Here is a 15,174-nt window from a genome sequence, read left to right on the forward strand (position 1 = left end):
TGCCCCCGCCACTACATCATGCGCAGCTCCTGGGTCATCGGCGAGGGGCACAACTTCGTGAAGACCATGAAGGGGCTGTCCGACCGCGTCGCCGACCCCGAGGACGGGCTCGAGCGGGTCACCGTCGTGGACGACCAGCTGGGACGCCTGACCTTCACGCGCGACATGGCCGGGGCCATCTTCCACGTGCTGGGGACGCACGCCCCCTACGGCACCTACGACTGCACGGGCTCCGGCGCCGTCAAGTCTTGGGCCGACATCGCCCGCGACGTCTTCGAGGCCGCCAACGGCAACGGTGACAAAGTGGTCCCCGTCAGCACCGCCGACTACTACGCGAGCGCCGAGGGCCCTATCGCCCCGCGCCCGGTCCACTCCGCGCTCGACCTGTCCAGGCTCGAGTCGGTCGGCTTCCACACCCCCGACTGGGAGGAAGAGCTGGGGGAGTACCTCAAGACGCTCTAGCCGCTATTAACTTTTCGAGAGTAAAAGCCGCCGTTCTTTAACGGCGGCTTTTCTTATGCCTGGCGTATAGCCCCGCTGCAACAAGGGCGGTGGCGGTCGCCAGACTCACTGCAAGCCCCGTAAAGGCGCCCGGGGTCTTGTAGGTCATCACGATCCTATTCGCGCCTTTCTGTATGTTCAGGGACGACAGGCCCTTATCGGCGGCGGGCGTTAGTTCTGCGGCGGTTCCGTTTACCGTTACGTTCCAGCCCTCATCGTACGGAACGCTCAGCAGCAGGTTGCCGTCTTCCTTGGCGGTATACTCGCCTTCGATCCTTCCGTCCTTAAAAACCGTCGGAATAAACTCGCTCGTCTTAAGCTCGCTAATAATCTGCTCGAAAACGTCCAGATTGAGGGCGTAAAAGACCGGCTCATTGTCTTGGGGCATGTCTGTATAGCCCTCTGCGACTCCGATTGCCACCGTATGCTGGCTCGGGGTGTCCGATGCGCCTGCAATCTGTCGGATATTGTTGTCGAATCTCCAAGCCTCGTTTTTGATTGTTCGCTGGTCGATGGTGAGGGCGACGGGCCAATAACTGCCGGCGGTCGCATCTTTGTTGATGTAGAGATACCCGATGGAGCTTGCCGGAACAGTAACGCTCCATTGCTTTAAGCTATCGCTATTCTCCGTGCTCGCGGCCTCGATCTTGGTATAGAGATTGACCTCGCGGCCTAGGATTTTGCTGTAGAGGTCGTTCTGCTTTTCGAAGGGGTTCTCGTTTTTCAGCGTGCTGTTTTGGATATCGCTTGAGGCTGCGACGCCAATGCTGAGCGCATAGGGGTTCTCGTACACCGCGCTTGTGGAGTTGGCCTGATTCATCTTGGCCGAAACGTATCCCGCAGGTGCGTTCTCAGGAATGGCATACTTGACTCCCAGTAGGGCATCGACGGCGAGAATGGGCTCGGCATAACGGGTCGAGAATTCGCCGACGCTGCTGTATCCAAGGGAGTTGAGCAGTGCGATGGCCTGCGGGTTGTTGGCAGACGAATACGAAGACAACTGGTTGTACCCAAGCGCCAGGCCTTCGTTGAGGGCGGCGCTGTCGACGCGTGTGGTTGTGCGGTCAATGCGATAGAACGACGCCGAAGTCTGGTCTTGAATGGTCGTGATAGTGTCGGTTGCGGTGGCGACATAGGCGCTGTTAGCTTTTTCGGAATAGCCTGTGTACAGCTGGTTCCACATAACATGGGCGTTGGCAAACAACTCAATGGCGGTTAGTGCCAGGAGGGGCATGATGACGACGGGACGATAGGCTTGACGCAATTTGGGCTGGTTTTTGAGCGCCTGCAGCGCGTGTCCTGCGGCCCACAGCGCAAAGAAGCTCAGCAAAAAAGCCGTGCGCGAGTAGAAGCCGTTGGGAACGCGCATGCCGCACCAGATGTACTCGAGTGGGCTCAAAGCGGAGCTTGCGACCAGGATTATCGTGACGACGAGTGTTGCGATGCGCGTCTTGATCGAAACCGTGCGGTTAACCAGCAGGCTCACCGCAAGCAGCATCATGACGATGCCGCAATAGAACTGCGGTGTGCTTTCGTTGCTTACCCACATGCAGGGAAGAAAGCCCCTGATGAGCGACTTGAGGTTGGTTTTAAGTAGGGGGCCGAGTGCTAGAACGGGACCGCCCTTGGACATGGCAAGGATGGTCGGCAAAAAGGTCCAGGCGGACAGAAGCAGTCCAAGCACGATAGCCCCGGCGAATCGCAGGGCCCGATCGAGCATGAGCTTCCAGCTAAAACCTTCTTCTGCAACATAATCGACAAATTCGACCAATACGAAGATGCAGAGGAACAGGATGCTGATGTAGGCCGTATACCAGCAGAACATGACATTGAGCGCCGTTGCGATGACGAGGCGGATCATGCGCTGCTTGCGGATGAGCTCGTAGCATCCGTAGGCGCAGATGGGCAGCAGGATGAGGCAATCGATCCAGAGCGGGTTGCGTAGGTTGCTGATGGTCCAGCTGCAAAACGTGAATGAGAGGGAAAGCAGGAATGCTGCGGGCTTGGGTAGGTCAAAGCGCTTTTGCACATACCAAGCGCTGCTGATGTGGATGCAGCCCAGTTTGAGCGCGGAGATAACAAACACGAAGAGCGTCAGCTTGTCTGCGGGAAACAGCGCGCAGAGCAGGTTGAAGGGGCTGGCGAGGTAGTAGCTATAGAGCCCCCATGTGTTCATGCCGAGTCCCTGCGAGAAGGAATAGCGAAGGCTTGCCTCGCCTAAAAGGACGCGCCGGAACCAGGCAAAGAAGTCGATGTATTGGTATTTGAGATCGTTGGTGAGAAACGAGTTGTCGCCAAAGGGGTAGACATGCCCTGCCACTGCAAGTGCGACATAGAGTGCGACGGAAAATGCGAAGCAGGCGGCGTAGAACGCCACATTCTTGAGCGTGCTGTTATTGGGCCGTGTCATCAGATTCCTCGTTGGATTCTCGAATGATATAGATGGGGCGGCGCTTGGCCTCCAAGTAGGCTTTTGCCAAGTACTCGCCAATGATTCCTAGGCACAGGAGCTGCATGCCACCAAACAGCGTTATGAGGCAGGCGAGCGACGGCCATCCGCCGACGGGATCGCCCCAGACAAGCGTCTTTACTAGGATGACGACGAATCCCAGGATGGCGATGAGACAGAAAACGATACCCGTGAGGGCGGCGAGGGAGAGCGGCGCCGTGGAAAACGCGACGATGCCGTCGATGGAATAGAGGGGCAGCGACCAAAAGCTCCATTTGGTCTCGCCGGCCACGCGGTTGACGTTTACGTAGGGGAGCCATTTGGTCTTGAAGCCAACCCAGCCGTAAATGCCCTTGGAGAATCGGTTGTATTCGCCCATAGAGATGATGGCGTTGACCATAGGTCGCTTCATGAGCCTAAAATCGCGTGCTCCGTCGACGATGTCGGCCTTGGAAATGCGGTTGATGATCTTGTAGAACATACGGGCGCAGAACGACCTGATGGGAGGCTCGCCTTCGCGGGTGGTCCTGCGTGTGGCGACGTTATCGTAGTTTTCGGTCTGCAGGATCTCGTACATCTGCGGCAGGAGCGAGGGCGGGTCCTGCATGTCGGCGTCCATGGTGGCGACATAGTCGCCCTTTGCGTGCTGGAGTCCGGCGAGTAGCGCCGCCTCCTTGCCAAAGTTGCGCGAGAAAGAGTGCCAGCGGATGGCGTATGGATGCGCCGCCGCGGCTTCTGCTTTCATGACGGCGAGCGTTTTGTCTGCCGAGCCATCGTCGATGAGGACTGCCTCAAAGGAGATGCCGGGGTCTTGCTGCGTCATGGTGCGAACGACGTTGTCGAACTCTTTAAGAAAGATCGGAAGCGATTCTTGCTCGTTGTAGCACGGCACGACAATGGAAATGAGCGGCATGCGACTTACCTCTCGTTTTTATTTGCGCTGGAGGGAATGCTGCAGCCATATGTGTTATACACGTTGACCTCCCACTGTTTACGCTCAACCTTTGCAACGGAATCAAGGATAAGCCCCGTCGCGAGACTCAGGCCACAAAGGAACATGAAAGATGCGGCGAGCATTGCGGTGGGGAAGCGCGGAACGAGGCCGGTCTGGAAATACTCGACAACGATGGGCATGCCCAGGGCGAGGCCGATCACCGCAAACAGAAGCGCGACGAGGCTGAAGAACTTCAGCGGGCGGTAGTCCTTGAACAGCGTGCCGATCATCGCGACGACTTTAATGCCGTCGCTCACAGTATTGAGCTTGGACTCGGAGCCTTCCGGACGGTCGCGGTACTCGATGGGCACATCTTTGATGCGCCAGCGGTGGTCGACGGCGTGGATCGAGAGCTCGGTTTCGATCTGGAAGCCCTCGGAAAGCACAGGGAAGGTTTTAACGAACGGGCGGCTCATGGCGCGGTAGCCGGTCATGACATCATCGAAGCTGTAGCCATAGATCCACTTGATCATGGCGCGGACCAGATTGTTGCCAAAGCCGTGGAAAGCACGCTTGTTTTCCTCGGCGTAGGTGCCGTTGGAAAGGCGGTCGCCTACGGTCATATCGGCCGCGCCGTTGAGGATAGGCTCGCAGAGGGCCTTTGCCGCCTCGGCGGGGTAGGTGTCGTCGCCGTCGACCATCAGGTAGCAATCGGCGTCGATATCGCGAAACATCTGGCGGCACACGTTGCCCTTTCCCTGACGGGGCTCAAAGCGGACCGTGGCGCCGTGCTCGGTGGCGATGCGTGAGGTATCGTCCGACGAGTTGTTGTCATAGACATAGACCGTCGCTTGCGGAAGCTCGCGGTGAAAGTCGTCGATGACTTTGCCGATCGTGAGGGCTTCGTTGTAGCAGGGGATGATGACGGCGATGGATTCAGAATTCACTCAATGCTCCTTATACATTCAATCCTTGAAAGTATAGCCGTTTGGGCTTGGCATCCTAAGATGTGGGTTAGTTCTCCAGTTTTGTTGCGCGAATCGTTTGCATGGCCGTCGGGTCTATACTGTTCGTTTGTCAACGATTACGAGTAAAGGAGTTGCATCCGTGTCGGATCAGACAAAGCAACAAGAAGCTCGCAGTCTGCCTGCGACGTTTGCTAAGAACGAATTTGAGAAGGACGCGTTTATCCTTCGTCAGCTGGTTACCAAGGATTTTAAGATCAAGTATCGCCGTAGCGTTCTGGGCGTCGCATGGTCGGTGCTCAACCCGCTGCTGATGATGATCGTCATGGCCATCGTGTTCTCGACGATTTTTGGCCAGGGCCGCAATGGCTCAATGACGCCCGAGATGTACCCGCTGTACTTGATCGTGGGTAACGTTACCTTTGCCGTCATGTCCGAGTCTACGAACCAGGCCCTGACGTCGATCGTGGGTGCTGCCCCTCTGCTCAAGAAGGTTAAGGTGCACCGCTGGGTCTTCCCGGTGCAGAAGGTGCTCTTCTCGCTGGTCAACTTTACCTTCTCGCTGGTCGCCGTCGCCATCGTTATGCTGTGGTTCCGCGTTATGCCTTCTTGGCATTTGATTCTGCTGCCGGTTTGCCTGCTGCTGCTTATGTGCTTCTGCATGGGCCTGGGCATGATGCTCTCTGCCCTTACGGTCTTTTTCCGCGACGTTATGCATCTGTGGAGCGTCGTCATTACGGCGTGGACTTATATTACGCCCATCTTCTGGACGACTGACTATATTGCGCAAATGCCGCATCTCGTGCGTATCTTGATGTATGCGAACCCCATGTATAACTACCTGCAGTTTATGCGCGATATCTTCTTGTTCCAGACCACGCCCTCGCTTTTGACGTTTGGTATGTGCGTCGCTTGGGCGGTCCTTGCGCTTGTCATTGGCTACACCGTGTTCCATAAGTCCGAGCGCAAGTTTATCCTCTACATCTAAGGAGTGCTGTGATGACTGAATCTGTTGTTGATTACAGCGAGCAGCCTCTGGCTGTCGAGGTCGACGACGTCACCATGATCTTTAACATGGCGTCCGAGTCGCTGACCAACCTCAAGGAGTACTTCATCAAGCTTGCCAAGCACGAGCTGTTCTTTGAGGAGTTTAGGGCGCTCAAGCATATCTCGTTCGATATTCATCGTGGCGAGGTCGTGGGCCTGGTCGGCACCAATGGCTCCGGCAAGTCCACGATGCTCAAGATTATCGCTGGCGTGCTTGAGCCTAGCGAAGGCAGCGTTAAGGTGCACGGTAACATCGCGCCGCTGATTGAGCTTGGTGCCGGCTTTGACCCCGAGTTGACCGCCCGCGAGAACATCTATCTGAACGGTGCCCTGCTCGGCTATACCAAGGAGTTCATCGATGCCAACTTTGACGGCATTATTGAGTTCGCTGAGCTTCAGAACTTTGTCGACATGCCGCTTAAGAATTTCTCCTCGGGCATGGTTGCGCGCATTGCCTTTGCAATCGCAACGATCACTGAGCCTGACATCCTGATCGTTGACGAGACACTTTCCGTCGGTGATGTGTTCTTCCAGCAGAAGTGCGAGGCCCGTATCCAGCACTTTATCCAGAGCGGCGACGTGACGGTTCTGTTTGTTTCGCACTCCATGGAGCAGGTTGAGCGCATCTGCCAGCGTGCCGTTTGGATTGAGAAGGGTGACCTTCGCATGGACGGCCCGGTCGATAAGGTCTGCAAGGCGTACCGTGAGCAGTTCAACTAGGTTATAATTACTTGCGCCTGACAGGCTTGCGCTTGCTTGGGCGTGCTGTTATTTGCTCCATTAGCTCAGTTGGATAGAGCAGGGGACTTCTAATCCCAAGGTCGACGGTTCGAATCCGCCATGGAGCACCATCGTTTATTAAGCCCGGGCCGCTTGGTGGTCTGGGCTTTTTTCACATGCAGGTGTTCTTTATTCTTGCCGGGTATACGTTTAGGCCGAAGCCGTGGCGCGAGCTGCTGTTGTGCTGCTGATGTGGATTGGCTATACGGCGCGCCAAGGGGGGCTCGAGCCGAGCGTGAGCAAGCCCCTGCTGTTTATTGGAGCCGGTGTCACTTGGCTTGTCCTTGCCGCGCTGAGTGGGCTTGAGCTTTCGAGCCGCCGCGTGGATGGGTTTGTGGTTGCGACAGTTGCCGCTCTTGCCGGCAGCTATTGCGTGTGCTGGGTTTCCATGGCAGTGGGGAGGACCAAGTTGGTCCTCCCCACTGCCATTATGCCTTCAGGCACTCGGGCAAGATGCTTGCAACTGCATCCATCGCCTGTGGCTTTAGGTACTGCTCGTTGAGCCGTGCCTTTCTGTAGACGTAGCGAGTGTCTGCAGAGTACTTGATCAATACGTCGGTGAAGAACCGCTCCCAGCTCAGGTGGTCGCGGCTCTCGATGTAGTTCGAGGGGTCCTCGAGAATCTTTGGGATATCGTTGTTGGGGATGAGGCCAGATTGCAGAAGTGTCCACTCAAATGATTCCGGGAGGAACAAGCGAACGTTCTTGTAAACGCGCTGTCCCAGCACCTTTTCGATGTAGGGGCCAAACGCTGCGCCGTCTCCTATGGCAAGAATGTTTTGCTCGGGGCAGTCGTGAATTGTTCGTTTTAGGTTTGCTACGCCGGTAGCGGTATAGCAGGGGATTCCCAGTCGGTTGCAAAGGGCGCTGTAGAATTGATAGCCAGACTTGCTATCCTCGACAATCACGGCATCGGGATTGTCGAACCCTACGTTAAGGTCCTGATACAGCATGTTTGCCGTGTGGGTATAAAGCGGTTTGGTTACCGAGTAAAAACGCTTGTCGCTCTTGCGGCCATTGATTGTTTTGCTTGTGGTGTTGACTAGCTTCAGAATCTCATCAACGCTGTAGGGGAGCTCGTTGGCATCACGACGAGATATCAAAACATAATAGTTGGACGAGCCGTTTACGGCTTTGGCGAAGTCCTTTGAGTAAATAAACTCGTTGCCCTCATCTAGAAAGACGATCGAATCTTCGATGATCGACAGCTCGCGCTCCCAGCGTCTGCCGGAAAGCGTTTCGCAGGGCACGTCGCAGCTGAGTGTAACGCCGCTTTCCGGTCCTCGGTCGTTGTAGTCGCGAATCATCGAGATGAGCGTCGTTTTGCCCGTGCCGCTATTGCCGCGAATGAAGGAAATGTTGCGTTTAAAGGTGAGTGTGTATTTGACCTTTGCACGCTCTACGACAACGGTATGCGTTCCCTTCATTACTCATCAACATCCAAAAAGTCGTTGGTGGCGCCGACGAACTCCTGCATGTTCCTGACGATGCGCCCGTCGTTTTCGATGCGAATCTCAAAACGCTTCCAAGGGAACTTCATGATGTGGTAAAGGGTTACGAGGACGTCTTGCTCTTTACCAATCTTGAGCAGCCACCGGGCGCAGTTATCTCCGCAGGTCGATGCGTTGAACACCATGTTTGGAAGATTGCGTACCAACAAGAGCGTCTTCACGCCACCGGATATCTCGAGCGGGGTAATCGAGCCCAGCTGCTTGCTTATGATGTTGTGGGGGCCTACGAGTTCAGATCCGTCAACGCCTTTAATGATCTGCGCGGCCATGGGATCTTCGAACCATGAATCCAGGTACGAGTTCCTAAAATAGGTCTCGGTATCATAAATTGAACCGGGGTAATCTCCCAGGTGAATGCTCAGTATGCGGGTCTCCAGACGTTACGTGACTGCAACGATTATATGCCAGTAAATAAATGCCGGCAGCAGCGAGGTCGCTGCCGCCGGCAAAGGTCGTTGTTGCCGTGTATCGAGGCGAATAACTTGGCCCGTGAACCTATTTTTCGAGGTGCTGCTTCAGCAGCTCCAGCGCATGCGCGTAGCCCTGCAGGCCCTCGCCGGTGATGGTGGCGAAGCATGCTAGGCGGGCGTAGCTTACCTGGCGGAAGTCCTCGCGCGTCTCTACGGCGCTGATGTGTACCTCCACGGCGGGAATGGCGACGGCCTTGAGAGCGTCCAGGATGGCCACGCTCGTGTGCGTGTAGGCGGCGGGGTTGATGACGATGCCGTCGACTTTGCCGTAGGCCTCCTGGATCTTGTCGACGATGCTGCCCTCGTGGTTGGACTGGAAAACCTCGACCTCGTCGAAGCCCTGTGCGGCGCCAGCTTCCTGGCAGATCTGCACTAAGCGGTCGTAGTTGTCGTTGCCATAGATGCCCGGCTCGCGAATGCCGAGCATGTTGAGGTTGGGGCCGTTGATGACGAGTGCTTTCATGGCTGCTTCCTTTGCGGTTGGAAAACCACCACAAAGGTGCCTGTCCCCTTTGTGGTGGTTTTGATTAGAGAGCGGGTGGGAGGGTGTTGAGGAGGGCATGGGCGGTGTTGGCAGCGCAGTCACGTGAGTCGATGATGTGGTCGGCCCAAGCGCGATAGCGCGGCATGCGCTGTTCAGCCAGCTTATCGATTCCGTCGCGGGCGGTGATGGGGCGGCCCTTGTGGGCGAGCTCCTCGAGCTTGCGGTTGAGCATCACGATCTGGCTGTTCTGGTGCAGCAGCGGATAGTTTTCGTCGCGCGTGACCACGCCGCCGCCCGTGGAAAGCACCAGGCCACTACGCTTGGAGATGTCGGCCAGCGCCGCCGTCTCCTGCTCGCGGAAGGCCTCCTCGCCGCGCTCGACGATATAGTCGGCACAGGGCATGCCCAGACGCTTCTCAAGCGCGGCGTCTAAGTCGATGTGCTCGCGGCCGGTGAGCAGGGCGATCTGCTCACCCACGCGGGTTTTGCCCGAGCCCGGCATGCCGATCAGGGCGATGTTCTGTTCGCGGCGTGACAAGCGTTCTGTCACGTCCAGGATGCGCTCACGCGGGGTGACCTGGCCGGTATAGCGCTCGACGGCTTGCGCCGCCTGGGCCACGAGCATGAGCAGACCGCCGATGTAGGGGATGCCGCGGCGCTCGGCCTCGAGCATGAGTCCCGTGCGAGCGGGGTTGTAGACAATGTCGATGACGCCCTCGAGCGCATCGAGCCCCTCGAGCGTACAAGGCGCGTCGGGGCAATGGGGGAACATGCCGGCGGGCGTGCAGTTGACGAGCAGGGCGGCATCGGACTGCTGCGCGATGTTGTCGTAGTTGACTTCGCTCGTACGGCCGACCGGCACGACGATGGCGCCCAGGTCGCCGAGCACCATGCTGGCAGTGGTGCCGGCGCCACCGGTGGCACCGAGCACGAGGGCCTTCTTGCCGGCAACCTGGGCGCCCAGCTCTTCAACCAAGCACTGGAAACCGAAGTAGTCGGTGTTGTCGCCGCGCAGGCGGCCGTCGGGCAGGCGCGTGATGGTGTTGACGTTTCCCATGCGCTCGGCGAGTGGGCTCAGCTCGTCCAGGTAGTCCATGACGGCGCGCTTGTAGGGGATGGTCACGTTGGTGCCCTCCCATTCGTCGCCTGTCATAAAGGCCTCAAGATCCTCGGGCTCGCGCTCAAATCGTACGTACTCGAGCCCCGCGAGCTCCTTGTAGATGGTCGGGGTGTAGCTGTGGCCCAGCACGCGGCCCAGCACGCCGTAGGGGCGGGTTGCGGCGGTATCGGTCATCTAGAGCACCTCCGTGTAGCTGCCAAAGTAGGTGAAGCTCTCGCACACGTCATCGATGGAGTCGAGCAAGTCGTCGAGGGCCTTGCTACCAAAGGGGCAGTCCAGGTCAAAGTAGAACATAAACTCAAAGTCATGCCCGGGGATGGGACGGCTCTCGAGCTTGATGAGGTTGATATTGAGCGCGTAGAAGCGCTCGAGTACGCGATAGAGCGCGCCCGGCTCGTTGGCTGTGGTGATCATGAGCGAGGTGCGGTTGGCGCCGGGGTAGACGCGCGGCTCGCGGCTGATGACGACAAAGCGCGTGTAGTTGTTGTCCGAGTCCTGGATGTTGGGCTCCAGCACCTCCAGACCGTAGAGTGCGGCGCAGCTGCGCGATGCGATGGCGGCAACATCGGTGCGCTCGGAGCTGGCGACCATCTCGGCCGACATGGCGGTGTTGGGGTACTTGGTGGCGTGCAGGCCGTGCGCCTCGATAAAGCTAGCGCACTGCGCGATGGCCTGACCGTGGCTGTAGACCTCGCGTATGCCCGCGAGCTTGGTGCCGGGCTTGACGAGCAAGTTGTGGTCGATCTTGAGGCGCAGCGAGCGCACGATGTGGAAGTCGAACTGGGCGAGCAGGTCGTAGACGGCGTTGACTGAGCCGGCGGTGGAGTTCTCGATGGGCAGCACGCCAAACTCGCAGAAGCCGTCGCGCACGGCGCGCATAACGCCCTCGAAGGTCTCGAAGAACGCAATGTCGGGCACGTCGAAGAGCCTGCACGCGGCAATTTGGCTATAGGCGCCCTCGACGCCCTGGCAGGCGACGCTAGCCGTCTGGGGGAAAGGCGTGTCAAAGGCTGCAGCCGTGGCGTGGGCCTTTTGTGAGACGGTGATGCCCTTGAGCTCGTTGATGTAGCGCTGTTGTTCGGCCTTGCTCATGCTCATGAGGAGGCGGAACAGGGTGATGGCTTGGGCCTCGTAGCGCTCGGGCACGCGGCTGGCGAGATTGTTGAGCTTGGAGCGCTCACGGGCGGGGTCGAAGACGGCCTTGCCCATCTCGATTTTAGACTTGGCGACCTCGGTGGCAATGTCCATGCGCTCGACAAAACTGTTGAGGAGCGTGGTGTCGATGCCATCGATGGCCTGGCGGATGTCAGCAAGGTCCATGGAGACCCCTTTCACGTGTCGGGGGATGTTGAGGGGTGGGTAGTTAGCGCTGGGCGGCGTCTTCGAGGAGGGCGTCCCAGATGGCAAGGGCGGCGGCTGCCTCGGCTACGGGGACGGCTCGGGGGACGATGCAGGGATCGTGGCGGCCGTGGACCGAGAGCTCGGCATTTTCCATAGCGTCCATGTCCACCGTCTGCTGCTCGCGGCCAATTGAGGGCGTCGGCTTTACGGCCATGCGCCACATGACGGGCGCGCCGGTCGAAATACCGCCCAGGATGCCGCCGGCGTTGTTGGACTCGATCTCGATCTCGCCGGTCTCGGCATCGATGCGATACGGATCGTTGTTCTCGCTGCCACGCATGGCGGCCACGGCAAAGCCCATGCCAAACTCCACGCCCTTTACGGCGGGAATGCCAAACGCGATTTGCGCGATGCGGTTCTCGATGCCATCGAACATGGGGTCGCCGATGCCCGCAGGAAGCCCGTAAATGCCGCACTCCACGATGCCGCCGATGCTGTCGAGTTCGTCGCGCGCGGCTAGGATTTCCTCGTGCATGCGGCCGGCGGCGGCGGCGTCAATGCACGGCAGATCGTTCGTAAGGATCGCCTTGCGGTCGGCCTCGCGATAGACCATGTCGTCCATCGGCAGGTCGGAGATGCCGCCGATCTGCGCTACATGCGCCATCACTTTAATGCCGCGGGCCTCGAGTGCCTGCAGCGCAATGCCGCCGGCGATGCACAGGGGTGCCGTTAGGCGGCCGGAGAAGTGTCCGCCGCCGGCGACATCGTGCATGTTGTGATACTTCACGCGCGCAGGGAAGTCCGCATGTCCGGGGCGGGGCTTGCGGCGCAGTTCGGAGTAATCCTTGGAGCGCGTGTTGGTGTTCTCGATAATCGCGGCGATGGGCGCGCCGGTGGTATGTCCATCGACCACACCGGCGATGATGTGGGCGGCGTCGGCCTCGCGGCGTTTGGTCGCGGTCTCGTCGCGACCGGGGGCACGACGGTCAAGGAAGGCCTGCAGCTGCTCCTGGTCAACAGCGATGCCCGCCGGAATGCCATCGAGGGAGCAGCCGATGGCGGGGGAGTGCGACTGGCCGAAGATGCTTACGTGCAAGACGTTGCCAAAGGTCGAGGACATGCTATTCCTCCTCGAGTGTGACCTTGCCGCCCAGCAGGCGGTAGTGGTCGAAGAAATCGGGATAGGACTTGTTGACGGCCTCGGCGCCGTGGATCACGACCTCGCCGGTGGCGCGGCTCGCGGCGATAGCGGCCATCATGGCGATGCGATGGTCGTTGTGCGAATCGACCTCGCCGCCGGTGAAGGCATCGACACCCTTGATGATGAGGTCATCGCCGGCAATGCGCACCTGCGCGCCCAGCGCGGTGAGCTCGCGGGTGGTGGTGACCAGACGGTCGGATTCCTTGATGCGCAGACGGGCGCAATCGCGAATAAAGGTGCGGCCCTGTGCCAACGAGGCCACGGCCGAGATGACGGGCACCAGGTCCGGAATGTCGTGGGCACTCATCTCAAAGCCGGCGAGCTTGTCGGACTGCACGGTGGCGGCGTTGGTGGAGCGCACGATGCGGGCGCCAAAGCGCGAAAGCGCGGCAAGCACGTTACGGTCGCCCTGTGCGGAGCTTAGCGACACGCCCTCGACGGTGATGGGGTCGGTGCCGATGGCACCGGCGCACAGCCAAAAGGCGGCGTTGGACCAGTCGCCCTCGACGGCTACGCTGCCGGGCGTGCGGTACGAGCCACTGCTCACGCGGAAGTTCGTGACCTCGAGCTGGCAGTCCGTGGCCGGAATGCGCTCGACGTTGACCTCGACGCCAAAGGCCTTCATGGCCTGGATCGTCAGGTTGATGTAGGGGCGGCTTTCGATAAGGCCGCATACCTGCACGCAGGAGGGCTGGGCCAGCAGCGGGGCTGCCAGCAGCAGGCCGGAGATATACTGCGAGCTCACGTTGCCCGGAAGCACAAAAGTGCCCGGGCGCATGCGTCCGCTCGTCTTGAGCGGAAAACCGCCCAGACCCTGCAGGTCGCAGCCGGCGGCGATGATCTCGTCCGAGAGCGGGGAGAGTGGGCGGGCGCCCAAGCGTCCCTGACCCACAAACGTGGCCTCTGCGCCCAGCGCGCAGGCGACGGGCAACATAAAGCGGAGCGTGGAGCCGCTTTCACCGCAGTCAAGCGTGCCGCCGGCAAGGGCCTTGAGCAGGCCAAACTCAACACTCTTCATGGTGGGGTGGACCTGGAAGCCGTCCTCGACGGTCTCGATGCGAGCACCCAGTGCCGTAAGGCAGCGCACCGTGGCCTCGATGTCGGCGCAGGTGGTGTTGCAGGTGACGTGCGTCTCGCCGTTGGCAAGCGCAGCGCAGATGATCAGGCGATGCGCCATCGACTTGGACGCGATGGCGGGAACGGTGCCCTTGAGCGGGGACGGGGTGATGCGGGCTAGCATGCGGATGCGTCTCCCTTCTGGCCGAGGCCCTCGGCAATGAGTTCGTGGAAAGTGGAAAGCGGTGTGCGGTCGATGCTGCAGCGGCCAATGCCGTGCGGAATCACCAGGTCGATGGTGTCGCCCGCGCGCTTCTTGTCGTGGAGCGCCTCGGCAAAGACGGTATCGGCATCTAGGTCACAGCGGGTCGTGAGGCCATGACGGGCGCAGAGTTCCTCAATACGACCGGGCAGTGCGGCATCGCAGACGCCGTGCAGGGCCGCGGCGCGCGTGATGATGCCCATGCCGATCGACACGCAGTTGCCGTGTCCCAGCTCAAAGTGCTCGCAGGCCTCGACGGCGTGTCCGGCGCTGTGTCCAAAGTTGAGGAGCTTGCGCTGGTTGGTTTCGCGCTCGTCGGCGACGACCACGGCGCGCTTGATGTCGATATTGCGGGCAATGATAAGCGCCACGCGAGCCACGTCCTGGTTGAGCAGCTCCAGCGTGAGCGGGGTCTTCTCCAGCTCGGCGAAAAGCTCCGGGTCGGCGATTACGGCGTGCTTGACGACCTCGCCGCAGCCGTCGGCGAACTGCTCGGGCGTGAGGGTGGCCAGGCATCCCACGTCGGCGATAACCACACTCGGCTGCCAAAAGGCGCCGGCCAGGTTCTTGCCGGCAGCGAGGTCGATGGCCGTCTTTCCGCCCACCGACGAATCAACCATGGCGAGCAGGCTCGTGGGGACCTGCACAAACTTGCAGCCGCGCATGTAGGTGGCGGCCACAAAGCCCGCCACGTCGCCCACGACGCCGCCGCCGAGTGCCACGATCACGTCGGAGCGCGAAAGCTCGTGCTCGGCCACAAACTCCAAAATGGCAACGTAGGTCTCGGCGCGCTTATGGGCCTCGCCGGCCTCGAAGGTGCAGATGCTCACCTCGTAGCCTGACGCCTCCAGGCTCTGCTTAACGGGCATCTGGTAGAGCGGGCCCACGTTGGTGTCCGTCACGATGACGGTCTTGGTGCCGCCGGCGGTGGCGCGCACGAGCGGCCCCGCCTGCTCCAGCAAAAACGTGCCAACATGCACCTGATAGGGGCGTGCAGTGTCGATATCGATGGTAATCGCCATAAGCTTCGGTCCTTTCGACCTGGCGTGATGG

General features: G+C 59.7%; 14 protein-coding genes and 1 tRNA gene. 4 read left to right on the plus strand and 11 right to left on the minus strand.

Annotated elements, in window-relative coordinates; all coding sequences use genetic code 11:
• Window positions 1-18: 18 nt before the first annotated feature.
• Window positions 19-462 (plus strand): sugar nucleotide-binding protein, encoded by a 444-nt coding sequence (locus DW112_RS10105; protein WP_255413650.1) that lies wholly within the window; start codon window positions 19-21, stop codon window positions 460-462.
• 37 nt (window positions 463-499) lie between these two features.
• Here the strand turns inward: DW112_RS10105 and DW112_RS07565 are convergent, their stop codons facing one another.
• The 3 genes from DW112_RS07565 to DW112_RS07575 are packed head-to-tail and all read right to left on the minus strand — an operon-like array spanning window position 500 to window position 4,831.
• A complete protein-coding gene (locus DW112_RS07565; protein ID WP_118328678.1) occupies window positions 500-2,911 on the minus strand; it encodes a YfhO family protein in 2,412 nt (803 codons plus the stop codon).
• The gene (locus tag DW112_RS07570; protein WP_118328679.1) at window positions 2,895-3,863 is read right to left on the minus strand and encodes a glycosyltransferase family 2 protein; all 969 of its coding nucleotides are present in this window, start codon (window positions 3,861-3,863) and stop codon (window positions 2,895-2,897) included. The genes DW112_RS07565 and DW112_RS07570 overlap by 17 nt, the downstream gene beginning before the upstream one ends.
• A gap of 5 nt (window positions 3,864-3,868) precedes the next feature.
• Window positions 3,869-4,831 carry a glycosyltransferase family 2 protein gene (locus DW112_RS07575; protein WP_118328680.1) on the minus strand — a complete coding sequence of 321 codons (963 nt, stop codon included), beginning with the start codon at window positions 4,829-4,831 and terminating at the stop codon, window positions 3,869-3,871.
• Window positions 4,832-4,991: 160 nt separating this feature from the next.
• On the opposite strand from DW112_RS07575, the gene DW112_RS07580 reads away from it, so the two are divergent.
• From DW112_RS07580 to DW112_RS07590, 3 genes are all read left to right on the plus strand, one after another.
• Complete coding sequence (locus tag DW112_RS07580) at window positions 4,992-5,837, plus strand: ABC transporter permease (RefSeq protein ID WP_233502550.1); 846 nt, start codon at window positions 4,992-4,994, stop codon at window positions 5,835-5,837.
• Between the two features lie 11 nt (window positions 5,838-5,848).
• Window positions 5,849-6,616 (plus strand): ABC transporter ATP-binding protein, encoded by a 768-nt coding sequence (locus DW112_RS07585; protein WP_117766691.1) that lies wholly within the window; start codon window positions 5,849-5,851, stop codon window positions 6,614-6,616.
• 54 nt (window positions 6,617-6,670) lie between these two features.
• A tRNA-Arg gene (locus tag DW112_RS07590) sits at window positions 6,671-6,747 on the plus strand.
• A gap of 357 nt (window positions 6,748-7,104) precedes the next feature.
• Here the strand turns inward: DW112_RS07590 and DW112_RS07595 are convergent.
• From DW112_RS07595 to aroB, 8 genes are all read right to left on the minus strand, one after another.
• On the minus strand, window positions 7,105-8,103 hold the full coding sequence (locus DW112_RS07595; RefSeq protein ID WP_118328681.1) for a translation initiation factor 2: 999 nt from the start codon (window positions 8,101-8,103) through the stop codon (window positions 7,105-7,107).
• Window positions 8,103-8,564 carry a DUF4869 domain-containing protein gene (locus tag DW112_RS07600; RefSeq protein WP_369834953.1) on the minus strand — a complete coding sequence of 154 codons (462 nt, stop codon included), beginning with the start codon at window positions 8,562-8,564 and terminating at the stop codon, window positions 8,103-8,105. The genes DW112_RS07595 and DW112_RS07600 overlap by 1 nt, the downstream gene beginning before the upstream one ends.
• 118 nt (window positions 8,565-8,682) lie before the next feature.
• Window positions 8,683-9,120: a type II 3-dehydroquinate dehydratase gene (aroQ, locus tag DW112_RS07605; RefSeq protein ID WP_118328683.1), complete on the minus strand. Its 438-nt coding sequence runs from the start codon at window positions 9,118-9,120 to the stop codon at window positions 8,683-8,685.
• Between the two features lie 64 nt (window positions 9,121-9,184).
• Window positions 9,185-10,435: a shikimate kinase gene (locus tag DW112_RS07610; protein ID WP_118328684.1), complete on the minus strand. Its 1,251-nt coding sequence runs from the start codon at window positions 10,433-10,435 to the stop codon at window positions 9,185-9,187.
• A complete protein-coding gene (pheA, locus tag DW112_RS07615; RefSeq protein ID WP_118328685.1) occupies window positions 10,436-11,581 on the minus strand; it encodes a prephenate dehydratase in 1,146 nt (381 codons plus the stop codon). It abuts the gene before it with no gap.
• A gap of 43 nt (window positions 11,582-11,624) precedes the next feature.
• On the minus strand, window positions 11,625-12,722 hold the full coding sequence (gene aroC, locus DW112_RS07620) for a chorismate synthase (protein ID WP_118328686.1): 1,098 nt from the start codon (window positions 12,720-12,722) through the stop codon (window positions 11,625-11,627).
• A 1-nt stretch (window position 12,723) separates the two neighbouring features.
• Window positions 12,724-14,043: a 3-phosphoshikimate 1-carboxyvinyltransferase gene (aroA, locus tag DW112_RS07625; RefSeq protein WP_118328687.1), complete on the minus strand. Its 1,320-nt coding sequence runs from the start codon at window positions 14,041-14,043 to the stop codon at window positions 12,724-12,726.
• Window positions 14,037-15,143: a 3-dehydroquinate synthase gene (gene aroB / locus DW112_RS07630; protein WP_118328688.1), complete on the minus strand. Its 1,107-nt coding sequence runs from the start codon at window positions 15,141-15,143 to the stop codon at window positions 14,037-14,039. Before aroB ends, aroA begins: the two co-directional genes overlap by 7 nt.
• Between the last annotated feature and the right edge of the window lie 31 nt (window positions 15,144-15,174).

This window comes from Collinsella sp. AM09-41, assembly GCF_003473245.1.
In the GTDB taxonomy this organism is placed as follows: Bacteria; Actinomycetota; Coriobacteriia; order Coriobacteriales; family Coriobacteriaceae; genus Collinsella.